This is a genomic window from Actinomadura rubrobrunea NBRC 15275 (assembly GCF_001552235.1).
GTDB classification, from domain to species: Bacteria; Actinomycetota; Actinomycetes; order Streptosporangiales; family Streptosporangiaceae; genus Spirillospora; species Spirillospora viridilutea.
The window spans coordinates 1-26,165 of sequence record NZ_BCQU01000020.1; the positions used below are offsets into that span (position 1 = coordinate 1).

Consider the following 26,165-nt stretch of genomic DNA (forward strand, 5'->3'; position numbering starts at 1 on the left):
CCCCCGGCCGGCGGGGCGGGCCCCGAGGGCGGCGCCGACACGCCGGCGAGCCGGGCCGCGCAGCTGCGCGACACGCGGCCGCAGCCGCCCGTGGCGGTGGACGAGCGGCCGCCGCCTCCGCCCGCGGCGCCGATGCCGATGGGGCAGCCGATGCCGGCCGGTCCGGGCGCGCCGCCGGACGTGATGGCCCCGCCCGAGGCGGCCGGCCGGGTGCGGCGCCGCGGTCCGCGCCGCTGGACGTGGCTGATCGTGTCGGTCGGCGTGGTCGTCGTGGGGCTGGGCGCCGTCGGGTTCGTGGGACTGCAGTCGGTGCGCAACGGCTACTACATCGGCGAGGAGAACGGGCGGGTCGTGCTGTTCCGCGGCACCAACCAGGAGGTGCCGGGCCTGAGCCTGTCCCGCAAGGCCGCCGCCAAGGACCAGCCCAACCCGCCGATCCTGGTCGCCGACCTGCCGGAGGACAAGCAGCGGGCGGTCAAGGAGACCTACACCGTCAGCGGCCCCAAGGCCGTGCGGGACCTGCAGAACGCGGTGTGCCGGTACTCGCTGCGCGACCAGGACGGCAAGGTCGCCATCGTCAAGGGCGCGGGGCAGAAGAACTGCCGCGAGCAGACGATCACCAGCAGCGCCATCGAGCTCGGCGAGCTGCCGAAGAGCGACGCCGACGGCGTCCGCCGAGGGGCGTTCTCGTTCGTCGGCCAGGCCCAGGCCGAAAAGAAGCTCAGCGAACTGGAGGGGCGCAAGGCCGCCTGCCGTTCCGCCACCCCCACGGTCCCGGACTGCCCGGCCGACGAGAGCAACGGGGGCAACGGGGGTCGGTCGTAGATGAGCCAGCTCGGGGAGCAGATCCGCCGCCAGCTGCCGTACCAGCGGCGCAACGCGGCGTCGCTGGCGCTGCTGATCTTCGCGATGGTGCTGACGCTGTCGGCGTTCGCGGAGGTGGGCCTGGCCCGTGACGGTCAGATCCCCGCCGGGCTGTTCGGCTACGGCGGCGGGCTGGTGGTGCTGGCGCTGGCCGCCTACTTCGTCCAGGCCAGGTTCGCGCCGTACGCCGACCCGCTGCTGCTGCCGCTGGCGGTGGCGCTGAACGGCCTCGGCCTGGCGATGATCTACCGGCTGGACCTGGACACCAGCGCCGACCGCAAGGCCGCGGCCGCCGCGGGCAAGCAGATCCTCAAAGACGCCGCCGACGCCTCGTCCCAGTTGATGTGGACCTTCGTCGGCATCGCGCTGTTCGTGGCCGCGGTGCTGATCATGCGGGATGTCAACCGCACCGACGCGCCGCTGTCGTTCACCCCCAAGACCGCACAGCGCTACACGTACATCATCGGGCTGGGCGCGATCCTGCTGCTGCTCCTGCCGATCGTCCCGGGCATCGGCGCGGAGATCAACGGCGCCCGGGTGTGGATCAACGTCGCCGGGTTCTCGGTGCAGCCGGGCGAGTTCGCCAAGCTGATGCTGGTGGTCTTCTTCGCCGGGTACCTGGTGAACAAGCGGCAGGCGATGTCGCTGATCGGCAAGAAGATCGGGCCGCTCAGCCTGCCCCGGGCCCGCGACCTGGGCCCGATCCTGGTGATCTGGGTCTTCTGCCTGGGCGTGCTGTTCATGCAGAAGGACCTGGGCACCGCGCTGCTGTACTTCGGCCTGTTCGTGTCGATGCTCTACATCGCCACGCAGCGGGTCTCGTGGGTGCTGATCGGCGTCGGGCTGCTGGCGGTGGGCGTGTTCATCGCCACGCTGCTGCCGTTCATGGGCCACGTCAACCAGCGCATCGACATCTGGCAGAACCCCAAGCCGTACTTCGACGGCGGCTGCCTGCTGGAGGACGGCAAGGTCGAGCCGGTCAACCCCGACACCGAGATCTACAAGCAGTACGACGCGGAGCTGGAGCGCAAGGCCGACGAGTACGAGCGGGCCGGGCAGACCGACAAGGCCGAGCAGACCCGCCTCATCGGCCCGGGCTACTACGCCTGCAGCAAGCTCGGCGGCTCGTACGCCGACAGCGCCCAGCTGATGAAGGGGCTGTTCGCGCTCGGCGAGGGCGGGGTGCTCGGCACCGGCCTCGGCCAGGGCGAACCGTGGCGCACCCCCCTGTCGTTCAGCGACTTCATCTTCGACTCGCTGGGCGAGGAGCTCGGGCTGACCGGGCTGATGGCGCTGCTGCTGATCTACGCGCTGATCGTGCAGCGCGGCATGAAGACGGCCGTCGCCGCGCGCGACCCGTTCCTGAAGCTGTTCGCGGGCGGCGTGTCCTTCGTGCTGGCGCTGCAGGTGTTCGTGATCGTCGGCGGCGTCACCCGGCTGATCCCGCTGACCGGCCTCACCACGCCGTTCCTGTCGCAGGGCGGTTCGTCCCTGATGGCCAACTGGATCCTCATCGCCATCCTGGTGCGGATGAGCCACGACGCGCGCAAGCCGGCGCCGCAGTCGATCCAGGACGAGGGCATGACCCAGATCGTGAGCACGAGGTGATCCCGCAGCCATGACCAGCGAAGTCGCGCCCGACACCGACGCCGAGCGGAGCGCTGCAGCATGAACATGGACAAGCCGCTGCGCCGGGTCGCGATCTTCGGGCTGCTGCTGTTCTTCGCCCTGATGGCGCAGGTCAACTACGTGCAGGGCAGCCAGGCCGAGAGCCTGCGCAACGACGACAAGAACACCCGCAAGTTCGCCGAGGTGTTCAACGCGCCCCGCGGCGACATCATCGCCGGCGGCCAGGTGATCGTGCAGTCCGAGCCGACCGGCAAGGACAACCCCAAGTACGGCCGCACCTACAAGAACGGCCCGGTGTACGCGCCGGTCACCGGCTACTTCAACGGCGGCGCGTCCAAGGTGGAGCTCGCCTACAACTCGCTGCTGGGCGGCACCGACAAGCGGATCACCCACCAGCGCTGGTTCGACGCGTTCATCGGCAAGAAGGCCGAGGGCGCCAACGTCGAGCTGACGCTGAACACCGACGCCCAGCAGGTCGCCTACCAGCGGCTGCGCAACAGCACCACCCGCCGCGCCGGCGCCGCGGTGATCGACATCAAGACCGGTGCGGTGCAGGTGCTGGCGTCCTACCCGTCCTTCGACCCGAACGAGGTGGCGCCGCAGCGGGGCACCAAGGGCAGCCAGCGGCTGGTGGAGCTGGACCAGGCCAAGGGCGTCATCAAGCCGCTGATCGACAACGCGATGAGCCAGACGTTCCCGCCCGGCTCGTCGTTCAAGACGGTGACGGCGGCGATCGCCATGGAGCAGCTGGGCCTGACCAGCAGCTCGATCGTCAACACCGGCCAGCTGATCCTGCCGGAGTCGGGCAAGCCGCTGCCGAACTCGCACGACACCGGCAACTGCGCCGGGCGCGCCACGCTGCGCGGCGCGTACGCCGAGTCCTGCAACACCACGTTCGGCGAGCTGGCGCTGCAGATGGGCATCAAGCAGCTGAACGCGGGCGCCACCAAGTTCGGCTTCAACCGCCGGTTCGAGATCGAGCCGGACGTGCGGCCCGCCGAGAGCGACGTCCCGGTGGCGGTGCGCAACCTGGAGACGGGCCAGATGACCCCGACCGGCAAGGACGGCACCGCCCGCTCGGGCATCGGGCAGGAGAACGTGCGCGCCACCCCGCTGCAGATGGCCATGGTCGCCGCCGCGGTCGCCAACGAGGGCAAGATCATGAAGCCGTACCTGGTGCAGACGGTGCGGGCCAAGGACCAAAGCGAGCTCTACAGCGCCGAGCCGAAGGAGTTCTCGCAGGCCATCAAGCCGGAGACGGCCGAGCAGCTCGCCGACATGATGCGCGCGGTGGTCCGCGAGGGCACGGCGCGGAACCTGCAGGGTATGAACATCGCCGGGAAGACCGGCACCGCCGAGCAGGGGGACGGCAACCCCAATGCCCGGTGGTTCGTCGGGTTCGCCCCGGTGAACAAGCCTCGGTACGCCTTCGCCGTCATCACCGAGGGCCCCGGTGACGGCGCCACCAACGCCGGTCCGGTGGCGGGCGCGATCATGGCCCAGGTGTTGAAGAAGTGAACTCCGCTCTCGTCCTGAACGACCGGTACCGGCTCGTGGAGCCGGTGGCCACCGGGGGGATGGGCGAGGTCTGGGCCGCCCGCGACGAGGTGGCGGGCCGCCCGGTCGCGGTCAAGCTGCTGCGCGACGACCTGCCGGAGGACGTCGCCGCCCGGGAACGGATGGCGGCCGAGGCCGAGTACGCGTCGCGGCTGCGGCACGAGGGCATCGCGCGGGTGTACGACCACGGCACCCACCGCGGCCGGACGTACCTGGTGATGGAGCTGGTGCGGGGCGAACCGCTGGCGGCGGTGCTGGCCCGGGTGGGCAGGCTCACCGCCTGGCGCACCCTCGACCTGGTGGCGCAGGCCGCGCGGGCGCTGGCCGCGGCGCACCGGGCGGGCATCGTGCACCGCGACGTCAAGCCGGGCAACCTGCTGGTGACCGCGGACGGCACCGTCAAGATCACCGACTTCGGCATCGCGCGCGGTCCCCAGCCGGCCTGCCTGACGGCGGCCGGCCGGGTCATGGGCTCGGCCCACTACCTGTCGCCCGAGCAGGCCACCGGGCAGGAGCTCACGCCGGCGGTCGACCTGTACGCGCTGGGCGTGGTGGCGTACCAGTGCCTGGCGGGCCGGGTGCCGTTCGACGGGGACACCACGGTCGACATCGCGCTCAAGCACGTCCGGGAGGTGCCGCCGCCGCTGCCGGACGACGTCCCGGCCGACGTCCGGGCGCTGGTGGCGGCGCTGCTGTCCAAGAACCCGGCGGAGCGGTTCGGCGGCGACGCCGACCGGGCCGCCGAACGCGCCGCGGCCCTCCGCGACACCTCGCCGTCGCCGGACGCCCCGAGCGGTTCCGCGACGTCGGACGCCTCGGGCGTCCCGACGGGTGTTTCACGCGAAACCTCGGCGCTTCGGCACGACTCGGCCGCGTCGCCCCGTCCCTCGGAAGGCCGCTCGGGCGCCTCGCGGAGCGCGCGGGACGGCGCGGCGGGCCCGCAAGCTTTCGACAACGGTTCGCGCGACGCCGTGCGCGGCCGGCCGTCGACCGGCGCACCAGGCGCCGCCGAGGCCGCGCGAAGCGCATCGGGCGGATCGCGGAGCACTTCCCGCAGTACGCGGATCTCGGGGGACGCCCTGGGCGGATCGCGCGCCGGCGGCGCGTGGGTTCGCCCTCAGAGTGCGCAGATCTCACGCGGTGACATGCCGCGCCTTCCGCGCGGCTCTCCGAAGGCGGTCCGGGGCTCACCGCAGTCTCTCCGCGGATCATCGGGAAGCCCTGGCGAGCCGCGGCGGGCGTCCGGCGCACCGAGCGGATCGCCGGAATTTGACCACAGCATGACTCCCGGTACCCTGCGCCTCGGGAACAGGACAGGGCAGGGACGCACCGCACCGGCGCACCGCACCCGGGCAGGCGCACCGATCCGCGGGCCGAGCGGGCCCGGCGGGCCGGTTCCGGAGGGATCCGTTGCGGCGGGGTCGGGATCCCACGGCGCGCGGCCCGAGGGTCTTGTCTCGGTGCGCCCGATTCGGGACGATCGTGAGCCGCATCCACGCCTGAGAGCCGGGTCAACGACCCCGTATCGCAGCGCGTCCCCTTCACAGAAGCCGACCACCGATCCGACCGGGGCGGCCCCGGGCCCCCCGAACCCAGCACCCGTACCGACGGGGAGGACCACGACTCCGTCAACTCCGAGCCCGGATCCCTCGCAGGCCCTTCGCGGGGGGCTAGGTTCTGAGGACAAGGTGTAGACGTACGAGGGAAAGTGCACATATGAGTCAACCTCGGCTGCTCGGCGGCCGCTACCAGCTCGAAAGCGTCATCGGGCGCGGCGGCATGGCCGAGGTCTACCGTGCCAGAGACCTGCGTCTCGACCGCGTCGTGGCGGTCAAGACGCTGCGCTCTGACCTGGCCCGCGACCCCACGTTCCAGGCCCGCTTCCGGCGTGAGGCTCAGTCGGCCGCGTCCCTGAACCACCCGTCGATCATTGCCGTCTACGACACGGGCGAGGACTCCGTCGGCGACACCTCCATCCCGTACATCGTCATGGAGTACGTGGACGGCAGCACGCTGCGCGACCTGCTCCGGGAGAACCGCGCGCTGCTGCCGGAGAAGGCGCTGGAGGTCACCGACGGGATTCTGCGGGCGCTGGACTACAGCCATCGCGGCGGCATCGTGCACCGCGACATCAAGCCGGCCAACGTGATGCTGACCCGCAACCACGAGGTCAAGGTCATGGACTTCGGCATCGCCCGGGCCATGGCCGACTCGGCCGCCACGATGACGCAGACGGCGCAGGTGATCGGGACGGCGCAGTACCTGTCGCCCGAGCAGGCCCGGGGCGAGCGCGTGGACGCGCGCAGCGACATCTACTCCACCGGCTGCGTCCTGTACGAGCTGCTGACCGGCCGGCCGCCGTTCACCGGGGACTCCCCGGTGGCCATCGCCTACCAGCACGTCCGGGAGGAGCCCGTCCCGCCGTCGCAGGTGGACGCCGACATCCCGCAGTGGGCGGACGCCATCGTGCTGAAGGCGATGGCCAAGAACCCCGACCACCGCTACCAGACGGCCCAGGAGTTCCGCCAGGAGATCCACCGGGCGCTGCACGGGCAGCCGGTCGCCTCCACCGCGGCGTCCACCATGCTGATGGGCGCGCAGCCGCAGGCCACCCAGGTGATGGGCGGCGTGCCGCCGCGCACCCAGGTGCAGCGGCCGGTCGGCAACGGCTACGACCTGCCGCCGGTGCAGTACGACGAGCCGCAGTCGGGCGGCGGCAACGGGAAGAAGGTCGCGCTGTGGCTGGCGCTGGCGGCGGTGTTCATCGGCGGCGCGGCGCTGTTCGGCTGGGCGTTGTCGGGCCGCGGCGGCGACGAGGTCAAGAAGGTGGCGGTGCCGAGCAGCATCCTCAACCAGTCCCGGGACGAGGCGGTGGCCGCCCTCATCCAGGTCGGGTTGAAGGTCGGCCAGACCACCGAGGAGTACAGCGAGACCGTCCGCCGCGGCTACGTCATCAGCTCCGACCCGCGTCCCGGCGTGCAGGTCCAGGCGGGGTCGGCCGTCAACCTGGTGGTGTCGCGCGGCAAGAAGCCGCCCGAGCAGGTCGAGGTTCCGGACGTCACGGGCCGCCCGTACGACGAGGCGGCGCAGTTGCTGTCGGATCGCGGTTTCCGCGTCGGCCGCGACTTCGAGTCGTCCTCGGAGGTGCCGCGCGGCATGGTGATCCGGACGAACCCGCCGGGCGGCACCCGGGCCGAGGTGAAGTCCCGCGTGGTGATCGTGGTCTCGACCGGCCCGAGCCAGATCAAGCTGCCCGACCTGTACAACCAGAGCCAGCGGGCCGCCTGCAACCGGTTGAAGGGCCTGGGCCTCAAGTGCGAGGTGCAGAAGCAGCCCGCGCCGCCGGACAAGCCGGTCGCGCCGGGCCAGGTGTTCGCCCAGAGCCCCGAGCCCGGGGCGACGGTCGCGCCGGGCGACACCGTGACCGTGGTGGTGAACGAGCCTCAGCCGACCAGCCCGACCCCCGGCACCGAAGGCCCCAACTTCCCCGGCGGCCGCCCGAACTCGGGCTGAGCGACCGGACACAAGAGCCCCGGCTTCCCCCGAAGCCGGGGCTCTTCGCTGGACGGCGGGGCGGGCTTCTGCCGGGGCCGAGCGGTGCGGGAGAGCGAGGGGTCGGCGGAGGGGCCGGCTCTGGCGGGGCCCCGGATGCCTGTCCAGGGATCCGGGGCCCTTGCTCGTGCGGAGGAATCTGTGGTCGTGGACGCCCCCGATGACCACGCCTCAAGGATGACGTCTCGACATCACGGAGCGCAACACGACAGTTTCATTAAGTGAGAAAGTTTGGGGAGTCCGCCGGACATACAAGAGAGGGCTTCCGCCACTCGGGGGCAATGGCGGAAGCCCTCTCGTGATGGTCTTCGGACGCGCACCAGAGCGTGTTACGGATTTCAGCGGAATTTTTCCCCCGGAACCGGCGATGGGCTCGCCGCCACCCCCCTCACACGGTAGAAGCGCAGGTGGCGAGCCAGTTCCGGAGCAGCGCATGGCCGGATTCGGACAGCACCGACTCGGGATGGAACTGCACGCCCTCCAGCGGACGGCGGCGGTGCCGCAGCCCCATCACCACCCCGTCGGGGGTGCGGGCGGTGATCTCCAGGACGTCGCCGGGCACGGTGGCCGGGTCGACGGCCAGCGAGTGGTAGCGGGTGGCGTCGAACGGGTTCGGCAGGCCGGCCAGCACGCCGCGTCCGTCGTGGTGGACGGGGCTGGTGCGGCCGTGGACGATCTCGGGCGCCCGCGTCACCGCCGCCCCGTGGACGTGGGCGATCACCTGGTGGCCGAGGCAGACGCCGAGCAGCGGCACGTCGGCGTCGCGGACGAGGTCGAGGCAGACGCCGGTGTCGGCGGGGTGCCCCGGGCCGGGGCTGATCAGGATGCCGCCGACGCCGCGGGCGTCGCCGGGGCGCACGTCCGCGCGGTCCTTGACGACGCAGTCGGCGCCCAGCTGCAGCAGGTACTGGACGATGTTGAAGACGAAGCTGTCGTGATTGTCCACGACGAGTACACGCACACCCCTATTGTCGCCGCAGGTCAGCGGTGCGGTGACGCGGACGCGGAGGGGGTGGGGCCGTCGACGACGCCGTGGTCGAACTGCACCTTGGGTTCCAGCCAGGGGAACACCACGTACCACAGCAGCGCGACGACCACGGCCGCGAGCGCGAGGGCGGCGAGCGCCTTGGTCCGCAGCCGCTCGCCGGGCAGGTGCCGCCAGATCCAGGCGTACATCGCGGAATCCTCCAGGGTCAGTCGGCGGCCTGCGGGCTGGTGGGGGCGGCGACCCGCTCCCGGGTCTCCACCAGCCGCCCGTGGACGATCAGCCGTTCGGCGGCGGAGTACTTGGGATGGCAGGTCGTCAACGTGATGAGCCGTTCGGTGGGGCGGCGGCGCGGATGGTTCGGCACGGGCGCGATGACCTCCACGTCGTCCGGTTCGACGATCCGCCGTCCGGTGACCTGGTAGACGAACTGGCGGCGCCGGGTGTCGATGAGGATGCGGTCGCCGCGCCGCAGCTCGCCGATGCGGTTGAACGGGGCCGAGTAGGTGGTGCGGTGCCCGGAGACGACGAAGTTGCCGACCTCGCCGGGCATGGCCGTGCCGGGGTAGTGGCCGGGCCCCTTGCGCAGGTCGGCGCGGGTCACGCCTTCGACGATGACGTACCGGTAGTCGCGGCCCAGCTTGGGGATGCGGATCAACGCCAGACCGCGGCCGAGCTTCACCTTCTCGGTGGTGACCGCCGGCGCCTGCCACGCCTTCGTCAGCTCCTTGCCGAGCCGGTCCTGCTGCTCGCGGGTGTAGCGGCCGGTCCCCCACAGCTCGTAGGCGACGAACAGCAGCAGAACCAGACCCGCGGTGATGCACAGCTCGCCGAGGCCACGGATCAGCGTCCGCACCGCGCGCGTCCCCTTTCGTCCGCGATCGCCGCCGGTGGACGGCCGAGGTCAGGTGTCGGCGTCCCGCGGCACCGTGGCGTACTTCATGGTCACGTTGCCGGTGAACGCGGGCAGCTCGACCCGGTCCAGCGTCCGCACCGTGTACCCGAGCCCGTACTCGCGCACGTACCGGCGGTAGACGGCGATCTCGGGCGAGGCGTCCAGCGCGGCCCGCAGCCGCTCCGGATCGCCGACCGCGGTGATGCGGAACGGCGGCGAGTACACGACGCCCTGGAGGATCAAAGTATTGCCCACGCAGCGCACGGCGCTGGTGGAGATGACCCGCTGGTCCATGATCTGCATTCCGGCGGCGCCGCCCGCCCACAGCGCGTTCACCACGGCCTGCACGTCGGCCTGGTGGACGACGAGGTCGTCGGGGGCCACTCCGCGCGGCAGCTCGCCGGACTCGGGCTGCGGCGCGTCGTCCAGGACGACCCGCACGCCGCGGCCGCGCAGCGGGGCGAAGCCGGACGCGGCGGCCAGCCGGTCGGCGCGGGCCTGGGCCTGCTTGACGCGCGCGTCGCGCCGTCCGGCCAGGCGGGACGCCCGGTCGACCTCGCGGCGCAGCCGCCGGTACTCGGCGCGGTGCCGGGCGCTGCGGCGCTGCTCGGCGACGATCAGCTCGGTCAGCCGGGTGCGGCCGGTGTCCCGCAGGTCGGTGCCGCGGGCCGTGCTCGCGCCGGCCGCGAACAGGGTTCCCGCCGCGAGCATCAGGAGTGGGAGGATGCTTCGCCACGCTCTACGCCGTACGCTGCTCACCAGCGACTACGCTAACCCACAAAGACCCATGTGCGGACCGGCGCTCCGGCCGCCGACCGCCCGAGGAGATCGATCCGACCGTGGCCAAGTCCAAAGTCCGCAAGAAGGCCGTCTACACGCCGCCGCAGAAGTCCAAGGCCCCCGAGGTCAGCCCGCGTTGGCTGGCCCCCACGATGATCACTTTGTGGTTGCTGGGGCTGGCCTGGATCGCGACGTTCTACGTCACGGCGAGCACGGGCACCGACGTGCCGGTGATGACCGACCTGGGGAACTGGAACCTGGGCATCGGCTTCGCCTCGATCATCCTGGGCGTGATCCTGTCCACGCGGTGGCGCTGACCGCCCACGGGTGACGTCCGGCCGCGTCCGGCCGCGTTGTCCACAGCCGCAGGGCGTGCGGCACGGAGTTGTCCCCAGGTTTTCCACAACCGCGGCGCGATGCGTCGTGGCCGGATGCGGCCATTTCGCGGGTTGTTCCTCTTCTGGTCGCCGCGTCACAGCGGCGTGCCGGCGGACGTCAGCTCCGCGGTCTTCACGGCCACCAGCAGGACGAGCACGGCCAGCACCGCCACCGGCGCCAGGATGTGCACCGCCTGCCGGGCGCGCGCGGGCGCGTAGGCGTACGCCGCCGCCAGCGCCGCGCCGGTGACCAGTCCGCCGACGTGGCCCTGCCAGGAGATCCCGGGCACCGTGAACGTGATCACCAGATTGATCACCAGCAGGACCACGATGGGCCCGACCTGGCCGCCGAGCCGCCGTCCGATCACGAAGTACGCGCCGAACAGCCCGAAGATGGCGCCGGACGCGCCCACCGCGCCGTCGGCCGGGGCGTTCAGGTAGAGCAGCACCGAGCCGCCCAGCCCGGACAGCAGGTACAGCGCCAGGAAGCGCCACCGGCCCAGCAGCTGCTCGAGCGCCGGACCGAGCGCCCACAGCGCCCACATGTTGACCAGGATGTGGCCGATGCCCCACGGGCTGTTCGGCCGCTGGTGCAGGAACATCGAGGTGACCAGGCGGTACCACTCGCCCTCGGCCACCCCGATCAACTGGCCGGAGCGTCCGATGTTCTGGCCGACCATCATGAAGTCCCACACGACCCTGGTCGTGGCGGCTTCGGCCAGATAAACCAGCGCGCAGACGCCGATGAGGGTGTAGGTCACCACCGGCGTGGCCGTGCGCGGCGTCCGCGCGCCCAGGACGGTGCGGGGCTGGCGGACGCCCCGGTTGCCCTGGGCCACGCAGTCCACGCACTGGTGCCCCACGGCCGCGTCCCGCATGCACTCGGGGCAGATGTACCTGTCGCACCGGGTGCACCGCACATACGTCTCCCTGGCCGGGTGCCGGTAGCAGACGGGCACCGGCGTCTCGGCCCCGGACGCGGGGTTGGGGTCTGTGCTCATTCGGCGGCTCCCGGGAATCGGGCCGGGTGGCGGGTCGGGTACTGCTCGGGTCTGCGCGCGTGGCTTCCCACTTGTACTACGACTGGCGGCGCTCGATCGTCACCGACTGGATCACGACGTCCTGGAGCGGCTTGTCGTTCGGGCCGGTCGGGACCTTGGAGATGCGGTCCACCACGTCCGTGCCCTGGATGACCTTGCCGAAGATGGTGTGCCGGCCGGTCAGGTGCCGCGTGTTGGCGACGTTGGTGGTGATGAAGAACTGCGAGCCGTTGGTGTTCGGTCCGGCGTTGGCCATCGCCAGCAGGTACGGCCGGTCGAACTTCAGCGACGGGTGGAACTCGTCCTCGAAGCTGTAGCCGGGCCCGCCGGTGCCGCGGCCGATGGGGTCACCGCCCTGGATCATGAAGTTCTCGATGACCCGGTGGAAGATCGTGCCGTTGTAGAGCGGAGTGTTCGTCTGGGTCTGCCCCGTCCCGGGGTGCCGCCACGTCTTGGTGCCCTCCGCCAGCCCGACGAAGTTCTCCACGGTCTTGGGCGCCTTGTCGGGGTAGAGCTGGAGCACGATCGGGCCGAGCGACGTCTGCAGCGTCGCGAAAATCTCCTCCGCCACGAGCGGCGCCTCCTCGTCGTCGAGTCGGATGTTCTCTCGATGCGTTCGGCGCGTCGGCGCGCGCCGAGTGCGGTGTCACACGCGCGACCTGCTCACCCTGCGTGACCGTTCAGACGCGCAAAAGGGGTTTACCCCCCGTCTCACGGGAAGGGTGCCGACAGGACCTCGCAAACAGGGAGGTTAGCGTGTCCCTAAAGAAGAGCATCCGCCGTAAGCCGCGGGACGCGGCGGTTTCGCGGTTCGAGCGTGTGCAGGACGCATGCCGGCAGGGCGCGTCGCTGTGCCGGCAGGGCGCCGCCATTGCCGCCGAGCGTATCGTCCCCGCGGCGCGGGAGGGCCGCGACATCGCCGCCGAACGCCTGCTGATCGCGCGGAGTTGGAGCGCGCCCCGGCTGATACGGGCCGCCGGATATGTCGAGTCGGATCTTGCGCCGCGCGTGAGCTCGCTGTTGACCGACATGGCGCACCGGCTCGAGCCGCACCCCCGCAACCGGCGCGGCCGCAACGCCGCCCTGATCATGACGGCGGGTGCCACCGCGATCGGCGTGGCGGGCGCGCTGCTGACGCGGCGGAGCGTTTCACGGACCATGACGGACGAGTTGAGGGAGTCCGAGTCGGAGCACCATCCGACCCCCTCTGACGGCCAGATGCGCTCGTCCTGACACAGAGAACGCCCCTAGACCACGTGCCCAGGGCCCGGCCGTGACAGCCGGGCCCTGCTTTCGCCTTCCCCAAATCCCGCCCGCCGCCAACGACGGTCATCACTCCGCTCAGGGGCGGTGGCGTCCTCCCTGTGGATCAGCAGCCGGACGTACCCGTTCGGCGTCGATCCGCTGACGGACGCGCCTGCTCCCTTTGTGCCGCTGTGCTCGGCCTTCGCCGTGTTCGGCAGCCGCCGTCCCGATGATTGCTACCAACCGGTACCGTGAACGCCATGTCGCCGAAGGCCCGTTCGCTCCGGCAGCTCATCGCCCTCCAGGCCCGCCGCGCCGCGCACGCGGCCGTGCACCGCGGCTGGGAGTTGATCCAGCGGTATGGCGAGATCACCCCGCACACCCCGGGACGCCGCCGGTTCGCCTACCTCGGAGAGGGCGTCTGCATCGGATTCCCGATCGGCGCCATCTACGGCGAGCCGTGGATCTCCATCGGGGACCACACGCTCGTCGGCACGCACTGCACGATCTCGGCCGGCTTCGTCCCCGGGCTGGACCTCGGCCCGGACATCATCGTGCGGATCGGCAAGGGCTGCTCGCTGGGCCGCGGCACGCACATCGTCGGCCACCAGTCCATCGAGATCGGCGACGACGTGTTCACCGGGCCGAACGTCTACATCACCGACCAGAACCACAGCTACGGCGACCTGGACACGCCGATCGGACGGCAGTGGCCGGAGAACAAGCCGGTCGTGATCGGGGACGGCTGCTGGATCGGCACCGGAGCGATCATCCTCCCCGGCACCCGCCTGGGCCGGAACGTCGCCGTCGCGGGCGGTGCGGTGGTGCGCGGCGAGTTCCCCGACCACTCGGTGATCGGCGGCGTCCCCGCCAAGGTGCTGCGCCGCTACGACGCGGAACGAGGCTGGCAGCCGCCCCTTCGGAAGCGCTCCCTGGCCTCGCTGGACGAGCTGGCCACGCTCTCCTCGGTCGAACCCCTGGAAGAGGCCCGCGAAGAAGCCGGCTGACACCCCCGCCCCAACCGACACGCCACGCCGACATACCACCGCACCCGCCGAGGCGGCACCCAGCTGCTGCTTTCGACGATCGCGGCTCAGGAACGACGAGCCATGGCAGAGCCGACCACCTGGGCACGGTGAACTCCAGGCCGCAGGGCAGGACCGCCACGGCAGCGGCCGGCTCGGTTCAGGCGCGGCGGGGGTTGCCGCCGCGATGGTGTGCGTGAGCCGCGGGGCCGCGAGCACCTCGCCGATCACCGTGTCGGCGGTCGCCGTGCTCGCCGTTCGTCCGGGCGCGGGGGCCGCGGCGGTCGCGGTCACCCGCTGCGCCGCGGCGGACGCGGCCGCGAGGCCCGCCGGGGCGGCGCCCCCGGGGACGCTCCGGGCGTTCGGGGATCAGCGGCTCCTCGATCGGGATGCCGGACGGCGGACGCGCCCCCGTCAGCCGGACCAGTTCTTCGTCGCCGGACCTCACACGGACGCGTCGGGCGTCGATGCCCGCCCTGCGGGTCATGGCGGCGGTGGCGCGCACCTGGTGCGGCAGCACCAGCGTCACGACGGTGCCGTGTTCACCCGCGCGCGCCGTTCGGCCCGCGCGGTGCATGTAGTCCTTGTGGTCGGCGGGCGGGTCGACGTGCACGACCAGGCTGACGTCGTCGACGTGGATGCCGCGGGCGGCCACGTCGGTGGCGACCAGCACGTCGATCGCCCCTTCGCGGAACCCGGCCAGGGTGCGGGTGCGCAGGCCCTGGCTCTTGCCGCCGTGCAGCCCGGCGGCCCGTACCCCGACGGCGGTGAGCTGCTTGGTCAGCCGGTCCACGCCGAGCTTGGTGCGGGCGAACAGGATCGTCCGCCCCTCCCGGTTGGCGATCTCGGCGGTGATGAGGGCCTTCTCCTTGGGCGACACCAGCAGCAGGTGGTGGTCCATGGTGGGGACGGGCTCGTCGACCGGTCCGATGGCGTGCGTCACCGGGTCGTCCAGGTAGCGCTGGACGAGCACGTCGACGTCCTCGTCCAGGGTGGCGGAGAACAGCAGCCGCTGCCCGCCCGGCCGGACCCGGTCGAGGATGTCGGTGACGTCGGGCAGGAAGCCCATGTCGGCCATGTGGTCGGCTTCGTCCAGCACGACGATCCGCGCGTCGCCGAGGTCGCAGGCGCCTTGGCGCATGAGGTCCTTGAGCCGCCCGGGGGTGGCGACGAGCACCTCGACGCCGCGGCGCAGCGCGTCGATCTGCCGGGCCATCGAGGTCTGCCCGATGACGGTCGTGAGCCGCAGGCCGACGGACCGGCCGAGCGGCGCCAGGTCGGCCTGGACCTGCTGGGCGAGTTCGCGGGTGGGCACCAGGACCAGGGCGAGGGGGCGGCGCGGCCCGGCCTTCTGCCCGGCCAGACGCGCCAGCAGCGGCAGGCCGAACGCCAGCGTCTTGCCGGAGCCGGTCTTGCCGCGGCCGAGCACGTCCCGTCCGGCCAGCACATCGGGGATCGCGGCGGCCTGGATGGGGAAGGGGGTGTCGATGCCCCGCCGGGACAGCGCCGCGACGAGCGGTTCGGGCAGCCCGAGCTCGGCGAAGGAGGGCAGGACGGTGCGATTGTCAGCAGGCAGTAGGGTCACGCAATACCTTCCGAGAGGGGGGCACGTCCCGGGAGGCCACCTCGATCTCGGACAGGTGGGCTGCGCAGACGGGCCTGACGCGTGGGCGTCGCAGAAATGGTCTGATCAGTCTAACGGCGCGGCGACACCTGTTTATGCCCGGTCCTCTGGGGCCTCACGGGCCGCAGCCGTTTCCAGGACGGCGTGCGGAGGCGGTGATTGGACGGTGACACCGCCGACGAGTGAGAACGCGCGCACCCGCAGTGTGGGGGCATCCGGCGGCAGCGGCTCGCAGGCGTCGTCGGCGCGTCCGCCGAACAGCCCCGCGCCCGACAGCAGGCTGCCGCCCGCCAGGACGACGCGCACGCCGCGCGGCACGCACACCGTCACCCCGCCCACCAGGGAGACCTTGGTCAGCGTGACCTCGGGCGCGGTGAGCTGCGCGTCGCGCAGGTCGAGGCTGGCGCCGCCGACGACGCTGAGCGACACCAGGTGCCGGTCCACGTGCCAGCGGCCGTGCCGTCGCAGACCGCCCACCGGCGTCACGTGCCACGCGATGCCGGACCCCTCGCCGGCGCCGTCCGGGGCGGTAGCGGTCCCGGCCTGGGCGTCCTCGTCGGGCAGGTCGCGGACGAGCCGTTCGAGTGCGTCCCGGGTGTGGGCGAAGTGGGCCTCCTCCACCCGCGCGCTGAACTCGCGCAGGCTCAGCAGCCCTTGACCGCAGGCCCGGTTGAGCCGGGCCACGACGGCGTCGCGCACCGCGTCCGGCCCCGTATCGCCGTCCTCCGGGCGCGAACTCCGGCCTGGTTCATCCATGCCGCACGACCTACCCGCGCATTTCAAGATCGTGCAAAGCCCGGCATGGTCGACAACAGATCAGCCCTCCGGCCGTCCCGCCCATCAGATCGGCACGCCGCTGTCGGCGTGCGCGGCGCAGCCCGCCGCCTGGGCTGTCGGTGTGCCGCCTCTCCCGCAGACAGGTGCACGCCAGTAGTTCGAGGTGGCGCGCTGACAGCGCAACGCCGTTAGGCGTGCACCGCGACGAAATCAAGGGGCGGGCCAGGTGGCGCCGCGCGCTGGGCGGACGCGGGCGGACGTCCTGAAGAACGAAAAAGCCCAGGCAGCAGTCAGCCTCTACCTGGGCCTTCGGGTGTGGGTGGAGCCACGGGGATTCGAACCCCGGACACCTGGCTTGCAAAGCCAGTGCTCTGCCAACTGAGCTATGGCCCCTGGAAGTCGGCGCGTTGCCTGTCCGGCAGGCGTCAGCTTACCGGTGTACGGCGCTCAACGTGTCATCGTCGGGCGTGCCGTCGGAGGATGCGAGGAGCAGGTCGGGGAAGTCGGCGACGCTGGGCAGGACGTGGGTGGCGCCGGCGCGCAGGAGGCGGTCGCGGTCGTGGGCGCCGGTGAGGACGCCCGCGACGACGGAGGCGCCGGCGCGGCGGCCGGACAGCATGTCGTTCTCGGTGTCGCCGCAGACCGCGATGTGCCGCACGTCGTCGACGCGCAGGCGCAGCGCGGCGGACAGGATCAGGTCGGGCCAGGGACGGCCGCGGCCGACGCCGTCCTCCGGGCACAGGGCCAGCTCGACGCGGTCCCACCAGCCCAGCGCGTCCAGCACCCGGCCGAGGGTGCGGCGGCCGAAACCTGTGATCAGGCACACGTGGACGCCCGCGTCGGCCAGCCGCTCGAGGGCGGTCTCGGCGCCGGGCACGGGGACCAGCCCCCGCCGGTCGACGATCAGGTCGTAGGCGCGCTCGAACGCCAGGTGCGCGGCCTGGGCGCGGGCCTCGTCACCGGGGAACAGCTCCCGGAAGATGTCGATCTTGGGGCGTCCGCGCCCGTCGCGCACCCGCGCCATCGCGCGGTCGTGCGCCGCCGTGCCGGGCGCGACGCCGAGCGCGGCGACCGCCTCGGCGAAGGCCGCCTCCACGGCGTCCCCGTCGGCGAGCGTGGTCCCGGCGAGATCGAGGCAGGCGACGGTGATCCGACCCGCTCCGCTCACGCCGGGCCCCTCCTCGAAGTCAGTCTCCCGTCCGCCGCGTCACCCGCGTCGGATGCTCAGTTGTCAGAGGACGTCGCCTCGGTCCACAGGTCCAGCTCGGCACGGTCCTGCTGCAGCCGGCGCCAGACGACGAAGCCACCGAGAGCGACGACAGCGAGAACAAGCAGCTTCTTCACGGTGGGACCCCTTACCTCGACTATGAAGCCAGCCCCGGGGAAGGAAGGAAGCGAAAAAGAGTCTCCCCCAGGCTCTTCCGCAGCCTAGCAACCGATGCCGGTCTGTCCGCACCCCAACGCCGGTATCGGAGGGCCGGTATCGGAAGGGCGTCCGGACCGTCCCGCCCGGATCGCGCGGCCACGAGGAGAAGGGTGAAGGGAAGCCCATGGGCGCTGACGACGACTTCGCTCTTTGGGAGCAGGAGCTGCGCTGCGGCCAGGGAGCGGACGCGGCGGAAACCCGCGGGAACCAGCGCGGCATGTTCGTCATGGCGGCCCTCACCTCGCTGGGCTGCACGGCCATGATCCTGATCGGTCAGACGCCGCTCGGCGTGGCCGGCCTGCTGGTGGTCGGGTTGATCATGTTGCTGTGGCGAACCGGTTGGTGAAAGTCGGGTCAAGTCGGACAGATGTCCCCTTTCGGATGATCCAATGAGAGAAGGAATCCGATAGGAATTTGGGGGATGGAATGAGCGACCCGACCGCACGTCCCGTGGCCGCCAGCGGCACGTTCACCATAGGCGGCGATTTGACCGTCCATCGGCTCGGCTACGGCGCCATGCAGCTCACCGGGCCGGGGATCTGGGGCGAGCCCGCCGACCGCGACGAGGCGATCCGGGTGTTGCGCCGCGCCGTCGAGCTGGGCGTCGACTTCATCGACACGGCCGACTCCTACGGCCCGTTCGTCAGCGAGGAGCTGATCGCCGAGGCGCTGCACCCGTACCCGGAGGGCTTGGTGATCGCGACGAAGGGCGGTCTGACCCGTCCCGGGCCCGGGCAGTGGCTGCCGGTGGGGCGTCCCGAGTACCTGCGGCAGTGCGTGGAGATGAGCCTGCGCCGGCTGCGGCTGGAGCGCATCGACCTGTACCAGTTGCACCGCATCGACGCCAAGGTGCCGTTGGACGAGCAGCTGGGCGTGCTGCGCGAGATGCAGAGCGAAGGCAAGATCCGCCACATCGGGCTGTCCGAGGTGTCGGTGGACGAGATCCGGGCCGCCCGCGAGCACATCGAGGTGGCGTCGGTCCAGAACCTGTACAACCTCGCCGACCGCAAGCACCAGGACGTCCTGGAGTACTGCGAGAGCGAGAAGATCGGGTTCATCCCGTGGTTCCCGCTGGCGACGGGCGAGCTCGCCAAGCCGGGCGGGGTGCTGGCGGACGCGGCGGCGCGGCACGACGCCAGCCCGGCGCAGCTCGCGCTGGCGTGGCTGCTGCACCGCTCTCCCGTGATGCTGCCCATCCCGGGCACGTCCAAGGTCGCCCACCTGGAGGACAACCTGGCGGCCGCGACGATCTCGCTGAGCGAGGACGAGATCGCCGAACTCACCGCCCTGGCGTAGGCCGCGGTGAGCCGCGGCGGGCGGTGGCCATGGCGGAGCCGCAGAGGATCAGCGCGAACGCGGCCGCGATCGTCACCGACAGCGGCTCCCCGAGGACCAGCACGCCCGCCGCGACGGCCACCGCCGGGTTGACGTAGGTGAACACCATGGCGCGGGCCGGGCCGACCTCCCGGATGAGTTCGAAGAACACGAGGAAGGCCGCGGCCGTGCACACCAGGCCGAGCCCTCCGAGGGCCGCCAGGACGCGGCCCGCGGGGGGCTCGGCGGGCCAGGTCGCGATCGCCGGGGGCGCGTAGATCAGCGCGGCGAGGGCGAGGCAGGAGGCGGTCAGCGGCAGGCTCGGCACGTCCCGCAGCCGACGCGCCATGATCATCGGGGCGGTGGCGTAGCCGAGGACGACCAGCAGCACCTCGGCCACCGGCCACGGGGCGGCGTCCGCGCCGCCCACGTGCGGAGCGGCGAGGACGGCGACGCCGGCGAGCCCCAGCAGCAGCCCCGACCAGCGCAGCGGGCCGAGGCGCTCGGAGACGCCGGTGGCGCGGGCGAGGACGGCGCTGACGATCGGCACGGCCGCGATCAGCAGGCCGGTCATGGAGCTGGACAGGCGGCGTTCGGCGTCCGACAGCAGCGCCCACGGCCCGATGATCTCCACCGCGGCGAACGCGAGCAGCGGCCGCCAGTGGCGGCGCACCTGGTCGAACCCGCCGACCCTGATCGCCGCCGGCAGCAGGACGAGGGCGCCGAGCGCGGTGCGCGCGAACACCACGACCGGCACCGACACGTCCTCCACCGCCACCTTGATCAGCAGGTAGGGGACGCCCCACAGAACGCTCATCAGCGCGAACAGCACCCAACCGCGGCGACTCACCGACCCCTCCACTCCGTACCCGGCGCACCGCACCGCCCGGCGCGTGCGGTGCTCAGCCTGGGACGCCCCAGGCGATTCTGTCGCGAACGCCGTTTCGGTGATACGTCAGGAATCCTTCGGTACGCGACGAAATGTCATGTCAAGCCGCCACACCTGTCGCCTCCACACCGTGCGCCACCGCGGTATCGATGACGCGCACGATGCCGCTGTCATGACATGACGAAACGCCTCCGCCCCGGTGCATCCGGAGCGGAGGCGTCCGTGTGCTTGGAAGCGGCGGAGGCCGTGTTCCTCGGCGGTCGCTGGTGGACGATGTCCCGGCCGCCTCCGCCACGCCCGCGGACTCGCGACGGCGGCGGTGTCGCAATCGTGCTCGTGCGGTGCCCTGCGGGCTTCGCCCGCGCGGGTCTCACGCACCGCGTCCGGACGGCGCCGTCACGGGCCTGCGGTCGGCTGCGGGCGTCAGGCGGGGAACACGTGCCGGAGCCGCCAGTTGTCGGCGTCCCGGCCGAGCTCCACGACCGCCACGCCGTCGGCGCCGGTGACCCGCACCCGGTAGACCGTGCCATGCGGGGGCGCCGCGTAGGTCTTCAGCACCTTGGCCACGGCGTACCGCGCCCCCCGCCATTCGTACGCGGTGAGCCGTCCCGCGGTGTCGTGCTCGGTGCGGATCGGCTCGTTGAGAAGCTGCCCCATGGTTCCGCCACCCTAGCACCTTCTCGAACATATGTTCGCAGGTTGGAGGGCTGTCGCGGGGCGGTTCGAAGGCTCGCATCCGCGGCCCCGCAGGGCTTGGACGCCGGACGCGGCACCGCCGAGATTTTACGTGTCCGGATCCGGCCGGACCCCTCACCCGCACCCCTCCGCGCGCCTCTCGTCTCCTCGCGCAGGCGGGACGGTTTCGGCTCGATGCCGGCTCACGCCGGGGCCGCTCCTTCGTTCAACAGCCTCGCCGCGCCCAACAGCCGGACGCTGTGGGGGCAGCGGGTGTGGGCGGCTGTGCATGTCTCGGGCGCCGGAACACGGGAACGGTCTGCCGTCCTTGGGCACAAGGGCGGGGAGCGTGCCTCATCGACACGGTGACGCGGGCGCGTTCCTTCGTGATCCGCCTCCGAGCCTGTGGATATTCACAGGGTGTGGATAACGTCGTGCACAGGCCGCGACCTGCCCGCACGGGCGACCGACCACCGCCCCTCCACACGCCGATCCCCAGAACGCAGGGCTTTCCACGGTCGGCGCTCCGCGTTTTGCACAGCCGTCCCACGAAGATGATCACCTGTGGACGATCCCCAGGCGTCCACAGCCTGTGGATAACTGTGGTGCACAACCTGGGGGCGACCGTGGAGGCGATCGTCCACGCTCCCTCCCCACCTCTACCCCCAGCCCGCACCCCGTTCATCCACGCAGTGGATAACCCCGTGACCAGGAGACATGGAGCCGCCGTTCACTCGGCGCAATCGCTCATGCACAATCTGTGGATGGATCCCCTCCACAGCACAGCGTGAGGAGTGGATGGCGCAACACACCGCCTGTCCCCAGTCCGGTCCCCAGGCTCAGGTGGGTGTGGACGCCACGATCTCGGCAGCACCCCTCCCGAATCCACCCGACACACCGTGAAAACGCGGACAGATCTACAAGCCGTCAAGGCCGACTCCGGCGGGGATGGCGCGCGCGACCGTCCGCGCCGTTGAGGCGGCAGACCGCCCCACGCCGCGCAGCCGCCTCCGTGGCCGGGGCCGGACATGCCCGCGAACGCGCCCCGTTCCCCTGCCCGGCGAACTGTTTCCAAATCCCGGTGGTATTCGTGGAACGCAGGACGAACCTGACGGTGCCATCCCAGCGACGAAACCAATGGCGGCATACTCCGGCGCACGAAGCCGGTGCACCGCTCGCGCCGATCCCCATGTCGGCGCGAATATCTCGTCCACAGACTGTGGACAATGCACGGAAGGTGTCCGATCAGCGAGGACGCGAACGAATGGGTGCCCTGCGGAAGACGTCGTCCCGAGACCCGCGGACGCGGCTCATGATCTCACGCGCCCCCGCCGCGCACGTCCCGACCGCAAGGCACGCAGCCGCCGCACGACGCCGGTTCGCAGGCCGCACGCCGCCGGACGCGGGGGAGGTACCGCGGCGGCGCGGCGCTGTCGGCGGCCGACTTCGGCACGACGCACATGGCGCACTGACGAACCGGGAAGAATCCGCGGCGAGCACCGGAAACGCCTCCGCAACGGCCATGCCCGCCTTTTCGAATGGTCCGGCCATCCGCACACCGCCACGGTCCCTCGGAATACCATGGCGCATTTCCGCAGAACTCGACCTGTGAGAAGGTGATCACACCGCTATTCCCCTAGGCTCGTCGAAGGAGCGGCGGCCTAAGCCGTGCACACACCACGCCCACCCCCGAAGGCCGACCATGGAACCGCGCCACCACACGATCTTCTGCGTCGACATGGTGCACTTCACCAGTCAGGCCAGCGACTTTCATCAGCGCGTGGCGCGGGACGGCATGTATCGCGCGCTGCGCCGGGCGTTCCTGCGCGCCCTGCTGCCCTGGTACTCGCCCTGGCGGCGGCACCGCGAGGACCGCGGCGACGGCGCGCTCATTCTGATCAGTGCCTCCGTCCCCACCGTGCGGCTGCTGAAGGCGCTGCCGCATCTGGCCCGCGAGCTGGCCGTGCACAACGCCACCACCAATGTCGGCGTGCACATCCGGCTGCGCGCCGCCATGCACGCCGGAGAAGTGGCCCACGACCCGCACGGCGTGTCCGGCAAAGCGGTCAACGACGCCTTCCGACTGCTGGACGCGCCCGAATTCAAGGCGGAGGTCGACAAGACGAACGCTCCGCTGAACGTCATCGTCTCCGAGTCGTTCTTCAACGACGTCGTCAAACAGGGCGGCCCCTCCAACCATCCGGAGCAGTACCGGCCCTTGCCGGCGACGTTCAAACGGCGCGGGCCGGTGCAAGCGTGGATGCGGACGTTCCCCGCGCCGGAGCCGCCCCGCCACCGCGTGGGAGTGCCGCGCCGCCTCGGCGGGATCGCGGTGGTGGGCGCGGTGGCGCTGCCGCTGCTCAGCCTGGTCCCCGGGGAGCCCCGGCCGCCGTTCTGCGACCGTCCGCCGGTGCAGGTCCGGGTGCGGGTGTCCCCGGAGAAGGCGCAGGTGGTCCAGGCCCTGACCGACAGCTTCGAAAGCGGCTACCACCAAGGGACGGACGGCTGCCGGGCCGCCGACGTCAACGTCGTGACGGCGTCGCACGCGGGCGGCATCGAGGAGTCGATCAGGGAGGGCTGGCTGACGCGCGGCCCGGCCCGGGCGACCGTCGAGCAGGCGGCGGCGACGACCCTGCAGGCCACCGGCAGCGAGGTGTCCGACGAGGCGGACGTGTGGCTGCCCGACTCGTCGCTGGAGATCGAGCAGCTGCGGGAGGCGCTGCGCGCCCAGCGGGTCGGCACGGTGACGCTGGACGTCCGGGGGTCCGTCGCGGGCTCGCGCCTCGTGGTGGGCGTGCCCCGTCCCATGGCCGAGAAGCTGCGGCTGCTCGACCGCGGCGACAGGCTGCTGACCTGGAACGAGGTGCTGTCGTGGTCGCGGCGGGGCTACTTCTTCGGCCGGGCCAATCCCCGCACGTCCAGCACGGGCCTGGCGGCCACGGCCGCGCTGTACCGGGCCGCGCTGGGCCGCGACGTGCTGAGCGAGGAGGCGCTGGACGGCACGGAGGCGGCCAAGCGGCTGCACGCCGTGGAGCAGGCGGTCGCCCGCGACGACGACGAGCCGGAGCGCCTGCTGTGCGCGGTGCGCGCGTCCCGGCCGGGCAGCGACCTGCACGACCGGACGGCGGTGCTGGTCTCGCAGAAGACGCTGATCGACTACCGCAGGGGCGACTCGCTCGACGGCCGCTGTCCGCTGCCGCCCGGCGCCGGCCAGCCCGACCTGCTGACGTTCGCCGTCCAGGGGGAGACCCCCCTGTTCGACCACCCGTACGTCGTGATCAACCGCACGCCGCCGATGAGCCCGGAGCGCCGCCGGGTCGTCGACGACCTGTACGCCTTCTTGCGCGGGCCCGAGGCCCAGCAGCGGCTGCGGGAGGCCGGGTACCACGACGTCCACGGGCAGGACCCGGATCCGCCGCAGGACGTGCTGGTGACGCCGCGGCTGCTGGACCTCGCCGGAAAGATCCACTACGGGCCGCTGCTGGAGGCGTGGGACCGGGTCCGCAGGTCCGCCGCAGTGCTGATGGCCGTGGACGTGTCGCCGGCGATGGACGCCTCGTTCCCCGGCGCCGGCGGCACCCGGCTGGCGGCCGCCGAGACGGCGATCAGGCGGTCGCGGCGGCTCATGGGCGCGCGCGACCAGATCGGGGTGTGGACGTTCGCCCGCGACCTGGACGGGGGCCGCGACCACCGCGAGCAGGTGCCGCTCGGGCCGCCCGACCCCGCGCAGGACGACCGGTTCGCCAAGGTGCGGCTGCGGCCGGGCGGCAGCGGCACCGTCCTGTACGGGCCCATCCGCAAGGCGGTCCGCGAACTCCGCCGGAGCGGCGGCGCCCGGGAGGAGGGGTCCGCCGACGAGCCCACCAAGGCGCTGATCGTGATCGCCGACGGCACCGACGACGGCGGGAACGCGCGCGAGCGGGCGGCCCGGCTGCGCGCCGAGCTGCCGGACGGCCCGCCCGTCCGCCTCTACATCCTGGCGTTCCACAGCGGGAGCTGCGAGGACGGCCTGGAGGAGCTCGCGCAGGCGGGCGGCGGCGCCTGCTATCCGATCGACGACATGACCGCCATGCGCAAGGCGCTCGACGGCGTGGCGGCCGGGCTGTGGGGCAATCCGCCGTGAGCCCGTTCGCGCGCGTGCCGACGACGAGGGGCGTGGAAGTCGTGGGAGTCGTGATGGGATTCGCTTCGCCGGCGGTCCGCCGGGCGGTGGCGGCGGTGGCGGCCGCGTCCGCGGCCATGGCGGTCGCGGCGGCGTGCACGTCCGCGGAGCAGGACGGCGCGGACGACGGCGTCGGCCGCATCGTGTTCGCCGACAGCCGCGACACCACCCGCGGCCGCCAGATCAAGCGGCTGGTCGACCAGTGGAACGACCAGAACCCCGACGAGCGCGTCGAGATGGTGGAGCTGCCGGAGAACAGCGACGACCAGCGCGCCCAGCTCGTCGCGCACGCCCAGGACGCGTCCGCCGACCGGGACGAGGACGCCTCGGTGGGCCCGGACGTCTGCTACGACGTCATCTCCATCGACATCGTCCGCACGGCGGAATTCGCCCGGTGGGGCTATATCGTGCCGCTCTCCCGCAGGGAATTCGACGCCGACGCGTTCCTGCCCAGGCCCATCGAAGGCGCCAGTTACAACGGCAAGCTGTGGGGGATCCCGCTGCGGTCGGACGTCGGGTTGCTCTATTACCGCAAGGACGTGCTGGACCGCGCCGGGGCGCGGGTCCCCACCAGCTGGGCGGAACTGCGCCGTCAGGCCATGTCGATCGCGCCGGCGAACAACATGGCGGGCTACGTCACGCAGTTGGGGGCGTACGAAGGGTTCACCGTCAACGCCATGGAGGCGTTCTGGGACACCGGCGCGGAGGTCCTCGGGCCGGACGGGGAGATCCTCGCCGAGCCGTCCGCCCTGCGCCCGGGGATCTCCCGGCTGGCCCAGGGCGTCGCCGAGGGCTGGATCCCGCAGGAGGCGTTGACGTTCAACGAGGAGGGCGCGCGGAGCGCCTTCCAGGACGGGTCGGTGCTGTTCATGCGCAACTGGACGTACGCGTACCAGGTGCTGAACTCCAGCGGATCGCGCGTCGCGGGCCGCTTCGGGGTGGCGCCGCTGCCGATGTCGTCGTCCCTGGGCGGATGGAACCTGGCCGTGTCGCGCTGCTCCCGGCACCGGGCCACGGCCCGCCGCTTCATCAAATTCCTCACCGGCTTCGAAAGCCAGCGGACGTTGTTCACCCAGACCGGGGTCGCCCCCACCCGCAAGGCGCTGTACGACAACCCGCAATTGCAGCGCGCGTATCCGCATCTCGCGATCCTGCGGACCAGCATCGACCGGGCCCGCACCCGGCCCGTCACGCCCTATTACGACCAGGTGTCCAGCACCATCCAGTCGCGGCTGCGCCGGGCGGTGACCGATCCCAAGGTCATGGACCGCGAGCTGGCCGCCCTCCGCACCGACATGCTGCGGGCCGCCGACGGCAGGTAGCCGATCCGCGCCGCGCGGTGTTTCCGC

At 71.9% G+C, this 26,165-nt stretch carries 23 protein-coding genes, 1 tRNA gene and 1 pseudogene; 12 read left to right on the plus strand and 13 right to left on the minus strand.

Annotation, left to right across the window (positions count from 1 at the left end; translation table 11 throughout):
* The 5 genes and pseudogenes from AR3_RS31025 to pknB form a co-directional block, all read left to right on the plus strand.
* Positions 1 to 825: pseudogene (locus AR3_RS31025) on the plus strand (serine/threonine-protein phosphatase); the annotation flags it as partial.
* Positions 826 to 2,472: an FtsW/RodA/SpoVE family cell cycle protein gene (locus AR3_RS08540; RefSeq protein WP_067911161.1), complete on the plus strand. Its 1,647-nt coding sequence runs from the start codon at positions 826 to 828 to the stop codon at positions 2,470 to 2,472.
* A 60-nt stretch (positions 2,473 to 2,532) separates the two neighbouring features.
* A complete protein-coding gene (locus AR3_RS08545; RefSeq protein ID WP_067911165.1) occupies positions 2,533 to 4,011 on the plus strand; it encodes a peptidoglycan D,D-transpeptidase FtsI family protein in 1,479 nt (492 codons plus the stop codon).
* A complete protein-coding gene (locus AR3_RS30370; protein ID WP_067911167.1) occupies positions 4,008 to 5,744 on the plus strand; it encodes a serine/threonine protein kinase in 1,737 nt (578 codons plus the stop codon). The genes AR3_RS08545 and AR3_RS30370 overlap by 4 nt, the downstream gene beginning before the upstream one ends.
* Positions 5,745 to 5,766: 22 nt before the next feature.
* Entirely contained in the window at positions 5,767 to 7,563 is a 1,797-nt protein-coding gene (pknB, locus tag AR3_RS08555) for a Stk1 family PASTA domain-containing Ser/Thr kinase (protein ID WP_067911170.1), read from the plus strand.
* Between the two features lie 427 nt (positions 7,564 to 7,990).
* On the opposite strand, the gene AR3_RS08560 is transcribed toward pknB, so the two are convergent.
* Genes AR3_RS08560 through AR3_RS08575 form a run of 4 tightly spaced genes read right to left on the minus strand, consistent with a single transcriptional unit; the run spans position 7,991 to position 10,193 of the window.
* Positions 7,991 to 8,563 (minus strand): anthranilate synthase component II, encoded by a 573-nt coding sequence (locus AR3_RS08560; RefSeq protein WP_083951129.1) that lies wholly within the window; start codon positions 8,561 to 8,563, stop codon positions 7,991 to 7,993.
* Between the two features lie 20 nt (positions 8,564 to 8,583).
* Positions 8,584 to 8,778, minus strand: coding sequence for a hypothetical protein (locus tag AR3_RS08565; RefSeq protein WP_067911173.1), 195 nt, complete (start codon positions 8,776 to 8,778; stop codon positions 8,584 to 8,586).
* A 17-nt stretch (positions 8,779 to 8,795) separates the two neighbouring features.
* Positions 8,796 to 9,443, minus strand: coding sequence for a class E sortase (locus tag AR3_RS08570; protein ID WP_083951131.1), 648 nt, complete (start codon positions 9,441 to 9,443; stop codon positions 8,796 to 8,798).
* A 48-nt stretch (positions 9,444 to 9,491) separates the two neighbouring features.
* Entirely contained in the window at positions 9,492 to 10,193 is a 702-nt protein-coding gene (locus tag AR3_RS08575) for a DUF881 domain-containing protein (protein ID WP_227023358.1), read from the minus strand.
* 128 nt (positions 10,194 to 10,321) lie between these two features.
* Between AR3_RS08575 and AR3_RS08580 the strand changes: the two genes are divergently transcribed.
* The gene (locus AR3_RS08580; RefSeq protein WP_067911179.1) at positions 10,322 to 10,579 is read left to right on the plus strand and encodes a cell division protein CrgA; all 258 of its coding nucleotides are present in this window, start codon (positions 10,322 to 10,324) and stop codon (positions 10,577 to 10,579) included.
* A 155-nt stretch (positions 10,580 to 10,734) separates the two neighbouring features.
* Here AR3_RS08580 and AR3_RS08585 read toward each other — a convergent pair whose 3' ends face one another.
* Positions 10,735 to 11,640: a rhomboid family intramembrane serine protease gene (locus tag AR3_RS08585; RefSeq protein WP_067911190.1), complete on the minus strand. Its 906-nt coding sequence runs from the start codon at positions 11,638 to 11,640 to the stop codon at positions 10,735 to 10,737.
* Positions 11,641 to 11,716: 76 nt separating this feature from the next.
* Positions 11,717 to 12,250 carry a peptidylprolyl isomerase gene (locus AR3_RS08590; RefSeq protein ID WP_067911192.1) on the minus strand — a complete coding sequence of 178 codons (534 nt, stop codon included), beginning with the start codon at positions 12,248 to 12,250 and terminating at the stop codon, positions 11,717 to 11,719.
* Positions 12,251 to 12,435: 185 nt separating this feature from the next.
* Between AR3_RS08590 and AR3_RS08595 the strand changes: the two genes are divergently transcribed.
* Together AR3_RS08595 and AR3_RS08600 are read left to right on the plus strand one after the other, a co-directional pair.
* A complete protein-coding gene (locus AR3_RS08595) occupies positions 12,436 to 12,912 on the plus strand; it encodes a hypothetical protein (protein ID WP_067911194.1) in 477 nt (158 codons plus the stop codon).
* Positions 12,913 to 13,184: 272 nt separating this feature from the next.
* On the plus strand, positions 13,185 to 13,931 hold the full coding sequence (locus AR3_RS08600) for an acyltransferase (protein ID WP_067911197.1): 747 nt from the start codon (positions 13,185 to 13,187) through the stop codon (positions 13,929 to 13,931).
* 178 nt (positions 13,932 to 14,109) lie between these two features.
* Here AR3_RS08600 and AR3_RS08605 read toward each other — a convergent pair whose 3' ends face one another.
* The 5 genes from AR3_RS08605 to AR3_RS31670 form a co-directional block, all read right to left on the minus strand.
* A complete protein-coding gene (locus AR3_RS08605) occupies positions 14,110 to 15,534 on the minus strand; it encodes a DEAD/DEAH box helicase (protein WP_227023357.1) in 1,425 nt (474 codons plus the stop codon).
* A gap of 132 nt (positions 15,535 to 15,666) precedes the next feature.
* Complete coding sequence (locus AR3_RS08610) at positions 15,667 to 16,329, minus strand: DUF1707 SHOCT-like domain-containing protein (RefSeq protein WP_083951132.1); 663 nt, start codon at positions 16,327 to 16,329, stop codon at positions 15,667 to 15,669.
* Positions 16,330 to 16,670: 341 nt separating this feature from the next.
* Positions 16,671 to 16,743: transfer RNA gene (locus AR3_RS08615), tRNA-Ala, on the minus strand.
* Positions 16,744 to 16,780: 37 nt separating this feature from the next.
* The gene (locus tag AR3_RS08620) at positions 16,781 to 17,518 is read right to left on the minus strand and encodes an HAD family hydrolase (protein WP_067911203.1); all 738 of its coding nucleotides are present in this window, start codon (positions 17,516 to 17,518) and stop codon (positions 16,781 to 16,783) included.
* 56 nt (positions 17,519 to 17,574) lie between these two features.
* Entirely contained in the window at positions 17,575 to 17,694 is a 120-nt protein-coding gene (locus tag AR3_RS31670; protein WP_217998498.1) for a DLW-39 family protein, read from the minus strand.
* 206 nt (positions 17,695 to 17,900) lie between these two features.
* Here AR3_RS31670 and AR3_RS08625 point away from each other — a divergent pair, with 206 nt between their 5' ends.
* Together AR3_RS08625 and AR3_RS08630 are read left to right on the plus strand one after the other, a co-directional pair.
* The gene (locus AR3_RS08625) at positions 17,901 to 18,122 is read left to right on the plus strand and encodes a hypothetical protein (protein WP_067911206.1); all 222 of its coding nucleotides are present in this window, start codon (positions 17,901 to 17,903) and stop codon (positions 18,120 to 18,122) included.
* Between the two features lie 80 nt (positions 18,123 to 18,202).
* Positions 18,203 to 19,072 (plus strand): aldo/keto reductase, encoded by an 870-nt coding sequence (locus tag AR3_RS08630; protein ID WP_067911209.1) that lies wholly within the window; start codon positions 18,203 to 18,205, stop codon positions 19,070 to 19,072.
* Here AR3_RS08630 and AR3_RS08635 read toward each other — a convergent pair.
* Both AR3_RS08635 and AR3_RS08640 read right to left on the minus strand, forming a co-directional pair.
* The gene (locus tag AR3_RS08635; protein WP_067911211.1) at positions 19,056 to 19,940 is read right to left on the minus strand and encodes a DMT family transporter; all 885 of its coding nucleotides are present in this window, start codon (positions 19,938 to 19,940) and stop codon (positions 19,056 to 19,058) included. The genes AR3_RS08630 and AR3_RS08635 overlap by 17 nt on opposite strands.
* Positions 19,941 to 20,402: 462 nt before the next feature.
* On the minus strand, positions 20,403 to 20,636 hold the full coding sequence (locus AR3_RS08640) for a hypothetical protein (protein WP_067911213.1): 234 nt from the start codon (positions 20,634 to 20,636) through the stop codon (positions 20,403 to 20,405).
* A gap of 1,720 nt (positions 20,637 to 22,356) precedes the next feature.
* Here AR3_RS08640 and AR3_RS08645 point away from each other — a divergent pair.
* Positions 22,357 to 24,777, plus strand: coding sequence for a substrate-binding domain-containing protein (locus AR3_RS08645; RefSeq protein ID WP_067911216.1), 2,421 nt, complete (start codon positions 22,357 to 22,359; stop codon positions 24,775 to 24,777).
* A gap of 53 nt (positions 24,778 to 24,830) precedes the next feature.
* Positions 24,831 to 26,138, plus strand: coding sequence for an ABC transporter substrate-binding protein (locus AR3_RS08650; protein WP_067911218.1), 1,308 nt, complete (start codon positions 24,831 to 24,833; stop codon positions 26,136 to 26,138).
* Positions 26,139 to 26,165: the final 27 nt, after the last annotated feature.